Below are 12,157 nucleotides of genomic sequence, written 5' to 3' on the forward strand. Positions count from 1 at the left end.
TATCTAAGATAATGGCTGGAAATGATGGACCAACCTCTCGACCTCGACGCGGTTCGGGCCTTCCTGCGCATTGCCGAACTGGAGAGCTTTACACGCGCGGCCGAAGCCATGCGGACGACGCAAGCTGCGGTCAGCCTGAAGCTGAAGCTTCTCGAAGATAGGCTGGGGTGCCGCCTGTTCGAACGGACGCCGCGGTATGTACAGTTGTCGCCACGCGGCGCCGCCTTTCTCGATCACGCTCGCGACCTGCTGGAGGCGCATGATCGCGCGCTCGCCTCGCTGAATGAGGGGCGCCGGCGCATAGCCATCGGCATCAGCGACCATGTGGCGGGGCCGGAGCTTCCCGCCCTGATCGCCCGGATGAACGCGCAGGATCCGCAACTGGTGATCGAGATCCGGATCGGATCGTCGGGGGATCTGCTTCAGAGCTTCGACCGCCGGGAACTCGACACCGTGATCGTCCGCCTGCACGCCGGGCGCAATGACGGCCAGCTACTCACCGAAGAACAATTCGGCTGGTTCGCGGCGCCAAGCTGGCAGCATCGGGCGGACGAACCTCTGCCGATCGCCACGATGGCCGAGCCCTGTGGAGTGCGGGCACTGGCCGGACAGCTTCTCGACGCGGCGGATGTGCCTTGGACGGAAATCTTCGTCGGCGGCGGCGTGGCCGCGGTGGCGGCGGCCGTCATGGCCGGACTAGGCGTCGCAGCATTGTCCCCACGCATGGTGCCATTCGGTGCCGTCGACGTCGGTCCCAGGCTCGGCCTTCCGGCCTTGCCGCGTCTGCCTGTGATCTTGCACACGAGGGTGAAGGATGGACGACCGCGCGAGGCGCTCGCCGGACTGGCTGCCGCCTTCAGGAGCGCGGTGCGAGGCTGAAAGCTCCACAATAGAAAACCCCCGCCGGAGCGCTCCGGCGGGGGTTTTCGTCACTGACCGCTGTGTCCGGCTATCAGGCCGGGACGGCGACCTTTTCCGCGACTTCCTGGAAAGCCGGGATCTGGTCGAAGTTCATGTAGCGGTAGACGTCGGCGGCGGCCTTGTTCACCACGCCGACCTGGGCCAGATACTCCTCGTTGGTCGGGATCTTGCCCAGCAGCGCCGCGACGGCGGCCAGTTCGGCCGACGACAGGTAGACGCGGGTGTCGATGCCCAGACGGTTCGGGAAGTTGCGGGTCGAGGTCGAGATGGCGGTCGAGCCCTTGCGGATCTGCGCCTGGTTGCCCATGCACAGCGAGCAGCCCGGCATCTCCATGCGCGCACCGGCCTTGCCGAGGGTGGCGTAATAGCCTTCCTCGGTCAGCATCATCGCGTCCATCTTCGTCGGCGGGGCGATCCACAGGCGGGTCGGGATGTCCGACTTGCCGTTCAGGATCTTACCGGCGGCGCGGAAGTGGCCGATGTTGGTCATGCAGGAGCCGATGAACACCTCGTCGATCTTGTCGCCGGCGACCTCGGACAGCGTCTTCACGTCGTCTGGATCGTTCGGGCAGGCCAGGATCGGCTCCTTGATGTCGGCCAGATCGATCTCGATCACCGCGGCATACTCGGCGTCGGCGTCCGGCTTCAGCAGCTGCGGATCGGCGATCCACGCCTCCATCGCCTTGATGCGGCGCTCCAGGGTGCGCGCGTCGGCGTACCCGTTGGCGATCATCCACTTCATCAGCGTGATGTTGGAGGTCATGTACTCGATGATCGGCTCCTTGTTCAGGAGCACGGTGCAGCCCGCAGCCGAACGCTCGGCCGAGGCGTCGGTCAGCTCGAACGCCTGCTCGACCTTCAACTCCGGCAGACCTTCGATCTCCAGGATGCGGCCGGAGAAGATGTTCTTCTTGCCCTTCTTCTCGACCGTCAGCAGGCCGGCCTTGATCGCGTAGAGCGGGATGGCGTTGACGAGGTCACGCAGGGTGACGCCCGGCTGCATTTCGCCCTTGAAGCGGACCAGCACCGATTCCGGCATGTCCAGCGGCATGACGCCGGTGGCGGCGGCGAAGGCGACCAGACCGGAACCGGCCGGGAAGCTGATGCCGATCGGGAAGCGGGTGTGGCTGTCGCCGCCGGTGCCGACGGTGTCCGGCAGCAGCAGCCGGTTCAGCCAGGAGTGGATGACGCCGTCGCCGGGGCGCAGCGCGACGCCGCCGCGGGTGGAGATGAAGTCCGGCAGCTCGTGGTGCATCTTCACGTCCACCAGCTTCGGATAAGCGGCGGTGTGGCAGAAGGACTGCATCACCAGATCGGCCGAGAAGCCCAGGCAGGCCAGATCCTTCAGCTCGTCGCGGGTCATCGGGCCGGTGGTGTCCTGCGAACCCACCGTGGTCATCTTCGGCTCGCAATAGGTGCCCGGACGGACGCCCTTGCCTTCCGGCAGACCACAGGCGCGGCCGACCATCTTCTGGGCCAGCGTGAAGCCCTTGCCGGTGTCGGCCGGGGATGCCGACTGGCGGAACAGGGTCGACGGGGCCAGACCCAGCGCCTCGCGGGCGCGGGCGGTCAGGCCGCGGCCGATGATGAGCGGGATGCGGCCGCCGGCACGCACCTCGTCGAAGATCACCTCGGACTTGACGGCGAACTCGGCGATGACCTCGCCGTTCTTCAGGGCCTTGCCTTCATAGGGGCGCAGCTCGATGACGTCGCCCATCTCCATCTTGTTGACGTCCAACTCGATGGGCAGGGCGCCGGCGTCTTCCATGGTGTTGTAGAAGATCGGGGCGATCTTGGTGCCGAGGCAGACGCCGCCGAAGCGCTTGTTCGGGACGAACGGGATATCCTCGCCCGTGAACCACAGCACCGAGTTGGTGGCGGACTTGCGCGAGGAGCCGGTGCCGACCACGTCGCCGACATAGGCGATCAGGTTGCCCTTCTTCTTCAGCTCTTCCAGCTGCTTCGTCGGGCCGCGCTGGCCCGGCTCGTCGGCCTCGATGCCCGGACGCGGGTTCTTCAGCATGGCGAGCGCGTGCAGCGGGATGTCCGGGCGGCTCCAGGCGTCCGGGGCCGGCGACAGGTCGTCGGTGTTGGTCTCGCCCGACACCTTGAAGACCGTCAGCGTCATCGAGGCCGGGACTTCCGGACGCGAGGTGAACCACTCCGCGTCGGCCCAGGATTGCAGGACCGCCTTGGCGTTGGCGTTGCCCTTGTCGGCCAGTTCCTTGACGTCGTGGAAGAAGTCGAAGACCAGCAGGGTCTTCTTCAGGCCTTCCGCGGCGGCGGCGCCGCATTCGGCGTCCGACAGCAGGTCGATCAGCGGCTGCACGTTGAAGCCGCCGAGCATGGTGCCCAGCAGTTCGGTGGCCTTCACCTTGGAGATCAGCGGCGAGCTGTCGTTGCCCTTGGCGACGGCGGCCAGGAAGCCGGCCTTGACGCGGGCGGCATCATCGACGCCGGCCGGGACGCGGTTGGTGATCAGGTCGAGGAGAAAGGCCTCCTCCCCCGCCGGCGGGGCCTTCAGCAGGTCGATCAGCTCGGACGTCTGCTTCGCGGTGAGGGGCAGGGCCGGGATTCCGAGGGCGGCGCGTTCGGCCGCGTGCTGGCGGTAGGCTTCGAGCACGGCAGGGTTCCTCATAAATGAAAGGCCGGCCCTTGGATGGGAACCGTGAGACGGCCCGCTTGAACTCAGGTCGGGTTTATATGCCCGCTTAAATGAAAGCGCAAGGGGGCGCCCCGCTTACGTGAAGCGGACAGGACGAAATGGCCTCTGCTTCTGCACTGGTATTACCGGTGTTTGGTATGACCACTTCCCCGCCCCGGGTTTATTTCAGCGCGGCGGCCTGCTCCGGCGTCAGGACGACGATGCCATCCTCGTCGGCGAACAGCATGTCGCCCGGCTGGACGAGGGCGCCCGGCAGTTCCACGGCCACGTCGACCAGCCCCTGGTCGCGCCGGGTCGAGGCGCGCGGAATCGATGCCAGCGCCTTGATGCCCAGCGGCAGGGTCGCCAGTTCGGCCACGTCGCGGACGCAGCCCCAGATCACCACGCCGGCCCAGCCGTTCCTGACCGCGGAGGCGGCGATCATGTCGCCCATCAGGGCGCAGCGCAGGCTTCCGGCGCCGTCCACCACCAGGATGCGGCCCGCACCGGGCGTCGCCAGCAGTTCCTTGACGCGGGAGTTGTCCTCCAGACACTTCACGGTGACGACCTCCCCGGCGAAGCGGGTGACGGCGCCGAAGTCGCGGAAGCCCGGCAGGACATAGCGGGCGGCGTCCTTGAAGCGGTCGAACAGGTCGCAGGTGGGGACGAAATTCTGGCCGGTGGACATGGCTTGCGGCTCCGCAGCGTGGACGTTGCAGGTGGTCTTCCCTCACCTCTTGCGCCAAAGGCGAGCGGGAGGCAAGACCCGGGATCCACTGCCGCGGCCGGCCGGCGATCATGCCGCAGGAGGCTTGGCCGCTATAGGTTTGGCGGCAAGGAGCTTGGCGAAGGTGCAATCGCCGGGTCGGCGATGCGCCCCCATATTCGGACAGGTGCAAAGAGAAGGAACGGTGCCCGCTCATGAGAACTCCGAGAATCCCCGCCGTTGCGGCGGCAGGCGCGCTGACCCTCGTGCTTGCGGCCTGCGGATCCATCGCTCCGCCACCGGTCGCCCCTCCTGACCCAGCCGTGCTGGCCGCACTGGACCGCAACGCCTCGAACAGCTGCAACCCGTCGGTGGCATCCGTGCTGACCGGCGCCGGCATCCCGGCTTCGGACATCCGTGGGTTGAGCTACGGCATCTACCGCGACGAACTCCGCGACAGAATCGTCCGCTGGGATGCCTGGGTGTACCTGAACGACCAGCCGGGCGCGGTGGTGGTCACGCTCGACGAGGATTGCCGGCCGATCCAGCTCTATGCCCGTGGGGGAGCGAAGCTACCGGGGGCGCGGTAAGCCGCGGTGTGGGGACATGCACCCGCCGGAACCTCTGACCTGTCTTAACTATCCTCGGCCGCCTGCCGCTCCGACACATGGGCATCCACGGCGCGGTCATGCCGCTTGAGGCGCTCCTGCAGGGTGTCGCCCATCCGCAGGGCCACGGCGATGGACAGGATGTCGCCCAGCACCAGATGCGCGATGCGGACGGTCATGGGAGAGTGGATGTCGAAATCGTCGGCGATGTCGGCCACCAGGCTGACCGTCGCCATCTCCGCCAACGGCGTGCCGGAGCGGGTCAGGGCGATGACGGCGGCGCCGGCCTTGCGGGCGTTCTGGACGGCATCCAGAATGTCGCGGGTCCGGCCGGTGCTGGACACCGCCACCACCGCATCGCCCTTCGTCAGCGTGAGGGCCGACGCGAAATAGAGGTGGGAATCGCTGTAGGCGACGGTGGGAATGCCCAGGCGGAAGAACTTGCGCTGGATGTCCTCCGCCACCGAGCCCGAATTGCCGGAACCGTAGAACTCGATCCGGCGCGAGGCCGCGAGAATGTCGGCGGCGCGGTCCACCGCATCCGTGGGCAGGTTGTTGCGCACCTGCATCAGCGTGGCGATGGTCCGGTCGAACAGCTTGCCGGCCAGCACCGCCCCGGGCACGCCGCCGTCGCCATCCAACTCCCCGCCGACCGACAGTTCCTGGTGCAGGAAGGGCATGCCGCCGGCGATGTCCTGCGCCAGTTTGATCTTGAACTCACGGAATCCGCGGCAACCGAGGGCCGAGCAGAAACGCGCCACCGTCGGTTCGCTTACTCCGGCGCGTTCGGCGAGCTCCGCCATCGATAGGTTGATGACATCACCCGGATGTGCAATTGCGTAGTCCGCCAACTTGCGCTCAGATGGGCGGATCTGGTCGCGGACGGCGGCGATTCTCGCCAGCATGTGGGGGAAACTCCATTGAGAATGGGCGTCAGTCTAGCATATGTAGTAAAGCTACATACATAGCGCTGCGAACGACCGATTCCAACCCGGCGGCGAGGCATGCTTCCCATGAATTGCCAGTATTTTGCACCGCACACTGCGACAAAATGTCCGGCCTCCCCTCTTGTCGAGGGGGTCGTGCGAGAGTATGTAGTAAAACTACAGAGTGGGGCGAAACGCGGCATCGACCGCGGCCGCCCCGCCTGAAAAATATGACGTGTATCAACGATTTCGGCGCCCTTCGCGCCTATGTTTCCTGTCGCCCCGCCGGTTTGCGGGCACCACGAGACCGCCGACACGGGATTCGATCCGCGCCGACGGTTTAATCTCTGAGGAGTCATCATGGACACCCTGCTGATGGACGGACTTGCCGAGGCCACGGAGCAGAAGTCCGCCGCCAACCCCTGGCGCGGCTTTGCCCCAGGCGTCTGGCGCCGCTCGGTCGACGTCCGCGATTTCATCCAGCGCAACCTGCGCCCCTATGAAGGGGACGCGGGCTTCGTCGCCGGCCCCACCGCCCGCACCACCGCGCTGTTCGCCAAGGTCACCGACCTGCTGAAGCAGGAACGCGCCGCCAAGGGCGGCGTGCTGGATGCCGACACCGAAACCTTCGCCTCGATCACCTCACACGCCCCCGGCTACATCGACCGCGATCTGGAGGTCATCGTCGGCCTGCAGACCGACAAGCCGCTGAAGCGCGCGATCATGCCGTTCGGCGGCTGGCGCATGGTCAAGAACGGCCTGGAGGCCTACGGCTTCACCCCGTCACCGAAGCTGGAGGAGGTGTTCCCGAGCCTGCGCAAGACGCACAATGACGGCGTGTTCGACGTGTACACGCCCGAGATGCTGCGCTGCCGCAAGTCCGGCGTCATCACCGGCCTGCCCGACGCCTACGGCCGCGGCCGCATCATCGGCGATTACCGCCGGCTGGCCCTGTACGGCGCCGATTTCCTGATCAAGGACAAGAAGGAGCAGCAGGCCTCGCTGGAGGTCAGCCGCATCGACGAGGACGTCCTGCGCCTGCGCGAGGAGATCTCCGAGCAGATCCGCGCGCTGAAGGAACTGGTCCAGATGGCCGCCTCCTACGGCTTCGACGTCAGCCGCCCGGCCTCCAACGCCCGCGAAGCGGTGCAGTGGACCTATCTGGCCTATCTGGCGGCGGTCAAGGAGGCCAACGGCGCGGCCATGTCGCTGGGCCGCGTGTCCAGCTTCCTCGACATCTACATCGACCGCGACCTGCGTGACGGCGTCATCACCGAGGCCGAAGCCCAGGAGATGATCGACCACTTCGTCATGAAGCTGCGCATGGTCCGCTTCCTGCGCACGCCGGAATACGACCAGCTGTTCTCGGGCGACCCGACCTGGGTCACGGAATGCCTGGGCGGCATGGGGCTGGACGGCCGGACGCTGGTCACCAAGACCAACTTCCGCATGCTGCAGACCCTGCACAACCTGGGCCCGGCGCCGGAGCCGAACCTGACGGTGCTGTGGTCGGAGAGGCTGCCGGAGGGCTTCAAGCGCTTCTGCGCCGACACCTCGATCAAGACCTGCTCGGTCCAGTACGAGAACGACGACCTGATGCGCGGCTATTGGGGCGACGACTACGGCATCGCCTGCTGCGTGTCCGCCATGCGCATCGGCAAGCAGATGCAGTTCTTCGGCGCCCGCGCCAACCTGGCCAAGACGCTGATGTACGCCATCAACGGCGGCAAGGACGAGGTTTCCGGCGAGCAGGTCGGCCCGGCCTTCGCCCCGATCACCGGCGACGTGCTGGACTATGACGAGGTCATGGCCCGCTTCGAGCCGATGATGGAGTGGCTGGCCAAGGTCTACATGAACGCGCTGAACTCCATCCACTACATGCACGACAAGTACATGTACGAGCGGCTGGAGATGGCCCTGCACGACCGCGACATCCTGCGCACGATGGCCTGCGGCATCGCCGGCCTCAGCGTGGTGGCGGACAGCCTGTCGGCGATCAAGCACGCCAAGGTCAAGGTCATCCGCGACGAGAAGGGCCTCGCCACCGATTTCGAGATCGAGGGCGACTATCCGGCCTTCGGCAACAACGACGCCCGGGTGGACGACATCGCGGTCTGGACGGTCGAGCGCTTCATGAAGGCCCTGCGCAAGCAGAAGCCCTACCGGAACGCCGTCGCGACCCAGTCGGTGCTGACGATCACCTCCAACGTGGTCTACGGCAAGAAGACCGGCAATACGCCGGACGGCCGCAAGGCCGGCCAGCCCTTCGCGCCGGGTGCGAACCCGATGCACGGGCGGGACAAGAAGGGTGCGGTCGCGTCGATGGCCAGTGTCGCCAAGCTGCCCTACGCCCATGCGCAGGACGGCATCAGCTACACCTTCACCATCGTCCCGGGCGCCCTGGGCCGGACGGAAGACGAGCGCGTGGACAATCTGGTCGGCATGCTGGACGGCTATGCCGCCCAGGGCGGCCACCACATCAACGTCAACGTCTTCGACCGCGACACGCTGCTGCATGCCATGGATCATCCGGAGCTGTATCCGCAGCTGACCATCCGGGTTTCCGGCTATGCGGTGAACTTCATCAAGCTGACGCGCGAGCAGCAGCTCGACGTCATCAGCCGCACGTTCCACGACAAGCACTGAGGACGTGCGGAAAGCGGCGGCGCCGGGTTGGTTTTCCCGGCGTCGTTGCCAGTTAAGGTTCCAGGCCCCTTCCCGGCCCTCTCCCGCCCTCGGCGGGAGGGGGCCGGACGGGCGCCGAGGGCTTCCGGCAAAGCCGCTTTTCGAGAGAGCAAGGTCCATGACGCAGGTACTTTCCCAAACCCGCCCCAACTCCGTTTCCGGCTGGATCCATTCGGTCGAAACCGGCGGCACCGTGGATGGGCCGGGGATTCGCTATGTGCTGTTCATGTCCGGCTGTCCGCTGCGCTGCCTCTACTGCCACAACCCCGACACCCAGCACATGCATGACGGAACGCGGACGACCTCCGCCGACGTGCTGGAGGACATCGCGCTCTACGCGGACTTCCTGAAGCGGGCCCATGGCGGGCTGACGTTGAGCGGTGGCGAGCCGCTGGTCCAGCCGGAATTCACCGCCGCCATCCTGCGCGGGGCGAAGGAGCTCGGTCTGCACACCGCACTCGACACGTCCGGCTTCCTCGGCAAGCATGCCGACGACCATCTGCTGGAGGACGTCGACCTCGTCCTGCTCGACATCAAGGCCTTTTCGGAAAAGTCCTACCGCCATCTGACCGGCGTTGCGCTGCGCCCGACACTGGAATTCGCCGAAAGGCTGGCCGAGCTGAACAAGCGCATCTGGCTGCGTTATGTGCTGGTCCCCAACCTGACCGACGACGCGGCCGAGATCGACGGGCTGGCCGATTTCGTGGCCGGGCTCGGCGTCGTCGACCGGGTCGACGTGCTGCCCTTCCACAAGATGGGCGAACACAAATGGAAGGCGCTGGGCCGCCGCTACACCCTCAGCGACACCGAGCCGCCCTCGCGCGAGCTGGTGGAGCGGGTGCGCGGGCAGTTCCAGGCGCGGGGGCTGCGGGCGGACTGATCCCGCAGGCCCCCATTCGACGGCCCAACGAGGCAATCGGGCCGGGCAATCAGGCCGGGCGGATCGCCTGCGCGAAGGTGAAGAGCATGGTCGGATCGACCGCCTTCTTCACCTCGGCCAGCTTGGCGAGATTCTCGCCGTAATAGGCCCGCTGCCAATCGGCCAGCGCCGGGTCGGGGAAGTTCTGGAAGGCGCCGGTCGCCTTGGTGCGGCGGTTGACGTCGTCGTAGAAGCGCTGCTGCCACTCCAGCGCCTGCTCGATCAGCAGGGCCGAATCCGTCGGCCGCCACCAGTTGGCCTCGACCGTGAACAGCCAGTCATAGCCGCGGTGGACATAGGCGGTCTCGGCCGGCCCGACCCGGTTGATGGCGCCGCCGACCTGGAAGAACTTGAAGGCCACCGGCATCGACGTGGCGGGCATCTTCGCCGCCCAGTCGAACATCGCGGCGATGGCCTCGTCGCCGATGTCCGCCGCCTTCATGTAGCTGGACTTTTCCTGGTAGTAATAGGGGAAGGTCGTCTCGACCAGGAAATCCTGCGCCGCCCAATAGGGCACATCCTCCAACAGCTCCGACTTGGACCAGTCGATCCACTCCCAGGTGGATTTGAAGATCTCCTTCAGCGTCACCTTCGACTTGTGAAGCTGGCCAAGGATGGAGACGCGGACCGGCGCCTTGTCGCACTGCTCCTGCCGGCTGGGGATGGTGACGTTGATCTTGCTGCCGAAATCGTCGGGCGCGGTCGCCAGTTCGGTCAGAAGAAGCTTCAGAACCTTCGGCAGATCCTTGGACCAGGTCAGGTTGAACACCGTCACCGCCTCCGCCGGGCGGGTTTCCAGGGTGAAGGAGGTGTTGATGCCGAAATTGCCGCCGCCGCCGCCTCGGCAGGCCCAGTAGAGGGCGGAGTCGGTGCCGGCATCGACCTTGACATGGCTGCCGTCGGCGGTCACCAGTTCGGTCGCGTGCAGCAGGTCGGAGGCCATGCCGTATTTGCGCATGTTGAAACCGATGCCGCCGCCCAGCAGGAAGCCGGCGGCGCCGACGGTATCGCAGCGCCCGTGGGTGATGGTCCGGCCCAGCCGTTCCATCTGCTTGTAGACGGCGGAGTTGAGCGTGCCGCCCTGGACCTCGACCAGCCCGTCCTTGCCCGGCAGCGGTTTCGCCCCCGTCATCCTGGTCATGTCGATCAGCAGGCCGGGCGTGGTGGAAAACCCGGCATAGCTGTGGCCGCCGGAGCGCACGGCGAAGGGCATGGCCTGCTGCTTCACCCATTGGATGCAGGCCTGGACATCCGCAGGGCTCGCGCAGCGGGCGATGCCGGCCGGCAGTGTGGCGCCATAGCGCAGGTTGTTGGGGCGGCAGACATCGGCGAAGAACGGATCCTCCGGCCGCAGCACCCCGCCCTTCACCGCCTTCGCCAGATCGGACCAGGCCGAGGGCGGCGGGCAGTACGCCCCACCCGCTTCCGCCGCGAAGGCGGCCCCCGGCATCAGCCGCGCCGCGGCGGCGGCCCCGGCGAAACCGCCGGCACCGACAAGGAAATTACGGCGGGATGAGTGCAGTCCGAGCGCCATGAGCGTAATCCACCCTGCGTTATGGGTTGTGTTTGAACTTACTTATTATCCTAATGATAATAGTAAGCGTCAACCACACGCGCGTGCGGATATGGGAATGGCGCTCCAAACCTTTGAAGGAAGGGCTGTCCCCCGCCTCCTACCCCTTCCCCACCGGCCGGGTGCTGCCGCGGATCACCAGTTCGCAATCGAGGTTGTGGTGCCGGGGCGTGGTGCGGACTCCATCCAGCGCCGCGAGAATCTGCGTCGCGCTGAGGCGGCCGATCTCGCGCTGGGGCGGGCGGACGGTCGTCAGCGGCGGCGGGCAGGAGTTGCTGAAGGGCAGATCCCCGAATCCCACCACCGCCAGATCCTCCGGCACCCGCAGGTCGCGGCGGGTCACCTCGAACAGGACACCCAGCGCCAGCGCGTCGTTGGAGCAGACCACGCCGTCGATGTCGGGATGGCGCGTCAGGATCTCGTCGATCAGCCAGCGCCCGACCTCCGTCGTTGCGGCGTCGGGAACGGTGAAGTCGATGGGCTCGTGCAGGCCGCGGCGCAACACTTCCGCCTCATAACCGTCGGTGCGGCTGCGCACGCGCAGGTCCTGATGGGCGGCGGCGCCGATATAGGCGACCTTGCGGCTGCCCTGGTCGTAGAGGTGGCTGGTCTGCATGCGGCCGACCTCGAAATGCGAGAAGCCGACGCTGATGCCGACCGCTTCGCCGGGATGGAAGGGCATATCCCACATCTCCACCACCGGCACCCCGCAGGAGGCCAGCATGGCGCGGGTGCGCTCGGTGTGGTGGAAGCCGGTGACCACCATCGCCGCCGGCGACCAGGCGAGGAAGGCGCGGATCAGGCTTTCCTCCTCCTCCGGGCTGAACTCGCTGACGCCCAGCAGGGTCTGGTAATGCGCCGCCTGGAACATGCCCTGCAGCGTGTTGTAGGTCTCGGCGAAGAAGGAGTTCAGGATACTCGGCAGGATGACGCCGACGGTGCGGCTGCGCGCCGCGGCAAGGCTGCCGGCCACCAGATTGGGCACATAGCCCATCTCGTCGATGACGCGGGCGACCCGCTCGGCAAGGTGCCGGGACACCGCCTCGGGACGGCGGAGGTAGAGCGACACGGTGCTGGGCGACACGTCGGCGGCGTTCGCCACGTCGGTCATGGTCACCCGTTGGGTGCCGCGGCGTGTCCGCTTCCTCGGTTCGGTCGTCTGCATCGCCGGTCTT

Annotated in this window: 9 protein-coding genes; 4 read left to right on the forward strand and 5 right to left on the reverse strand. The window is 66.7% G+C overall.

The window, feature by feature from the left end:
- Positions 1-21: 21 nt before the first annotated feature.
- Complete coding sequence (locus DM194_RS17455) at positions 22-879, forward strand: LysR family transcriptional regulator (RefSeq protein WP_111068852.1); 858 nt, start codon at positions 22-24, stop codon at positions 877-879.
- Between the two features lie 73 nt (positions 880-952).
- Here DM194_RS17455 and acnB read toward each other — a convergent pair whose 3' ends face one another.
- Positions 953-3,544 (reverse strand): bifunctional aconitate hydratase 2/2-methylisocitrate dehydratase, encoded by a 2,592-nt coding sequence (acnB, locus tag DM194_RS17460; protein WP_111068853.1) that lies wholly within the window; start codon positions 3,542-3,544, stop codon positions 953-955.
- 202 nt (positions 3,545-3,746) lie between these two features.
- A complete protein-coding gene (rraA, locus tag DM194_RS17465; protein ID WP_111068854.1) occupies positions 3,747-4,253 on the reverse strand; it encodes a ribonuclease E activity regulator RraA in 507 nt (168 codons plus the stop codon).
- A gap of 233 nt (positions 4,254-4,486) precedes the next feature.
- Here rraA and DM194_RS17470 point away from each other — a divergent pair, with 233 nt between their 5' ends.
- Positions 4,487-4,861 (forward strand): hypothetical protein, encoded by a 375-nt coding sequence (locus DM194_RS17470; protein ID WP_111068855.1) that lies wholly within the window; start codon positions 4,487-4,489, stop codon positions 4,859-4,861.
- Positions 4,862-4,905: 44 nt separating this feature from the next.
- On the opposite strand, the gene DM194_RS17475 is transcribed toward DM194_RS17470, so the two are convergent.
- A complete protein-coding gene (locus DM194_RS17475; RefSeq protein ID WP_111068856.1) occupies positions 4,906-5,784 on the reverse strand; it encodes a MurR/RpiR family transcriptional regulator in 879 nt (292 codons plus the stop codon).
- Between the two features lie 381 nt (positions 5,785-6,165).
- On the opposite strand from DM194_RS17475, the gene pflB reads away from it, so the two are divergent.
- Together pflB and pflA are read left to right on the forward strand one after the other, a co-directional pair.
- A complete protein-coding gene (gene pflB, locus DM194_RS17480; RefSeq protein WP_111068857.1) occupies positions 6,166-8,451 on the forward strand; it encodes a formate C-acetyltransferase in 2,286 nt (761 codons plus the stop codon).
- Positions 8,452-8,608: 157 nt separating this feature from the next.
- Positions 8,609-9,370, forward strand: coding sequence for a pyruvate formate-lyase-activating protein (pflA, locus tag DM194_RS17485; RefSeq protein ID WP_111068858.1), 762 nt, complete (start codon positions 8,609-8,611; stop codon positions 9,368-9,370).
- A gap of 49 nt (positions 9,371-9,419) precedes the next feature.
- On the opposite strand, the gene DM194_RS17490 is transcribed toward pflA, so the two are convergent.
- Positions 9,420-10,943: an FAD-binding oxidoreductase gene (locus DM194_RS17490; protein ID WP_111068859.1), complete on the reverse strand. Its 1,524-nt coding sequence runs from the start codon at positions 10,941-10,943 to the stop codon at positions 9,420-9,422.
- A gap of 139 nt (positions 10,944-11,082) precedes the next feature.
- Positions 11,083-12,147, reverse strand: coding sequence for a LacI family DNA-binding transcriptional regulator (locus DM194_RS17495; RefSeq protein ID WP_111068860.1), 1,065 nt, complete (start codon positions 12,145-12,147; stop codon positions 11,083-11,085).
- Positions 12,148-12,157: the final 10 nt, after the last annotated feature.

This window comes from Azospirillum ramasamyi (assembly GCF_003233655.1).
Classification (GTDB): Bacteria; Pseudomonadota; Alphaproteobacteria; order Azospirillales; family Azospirillaceae; genus Azospirillum; species Azospirillum ramasamyi.

Coding starts and splice junctions, on each gene's coding strand:
- DM194_RS17455 (WP_111068852.1), top strand. CDS start 22: ATGATGGACCAACCTCTCGACCTCGACGCGGTTCGGGCCTTCCTGCGC.
- rraA (WP_111068854.1), bottom strand. CDS start 4,253: ATGTCCACCGGCCAGAATTTCGTCCCCACCTGCGACCTGTTCGACCGC.
- DM194_RS17470 (WP_111068855.1), top strand. CDS start 4,487: ATGAGAACTCCGAGAATCCCCGCCGTTGCGGCGGCAGGCGCGCTGACC.
- DM194_RS17475 (WP_111068856.1), bottom strand. CDS start 5,784: ATGCTGGCGAGAATCGCCGCCGTCCGCGACCAGATCCGCCCATCTGAG.
- pflB (WP_111068857.1), top strand. CDS start 6,166: ATGGACACCCTGCTGATGGACGGACTTGCCGAGGCCACGGAGCAGAAG.
- pflA (WP_111068858.1), top strand. CDS start 8,609: ATGACGCAGGTACTTTCCCAAACCCGCCCCAACTCCGTTTCCGGCTGG.
- DM194_RS17490 (WP_111068859.1), bottom strand. CDS start 10,943: ATGGCGCTCGGACTGCACTCATCCCGCCGTAATTTCCTTGTCGGTGCC.
- DM194_RS17495 (WP_111068860.1), bottom strand. CDS start 12,147: ATGCAGACGACCGAACCGAGGAAGCGGACACGCCGCGGCACCCAACGG.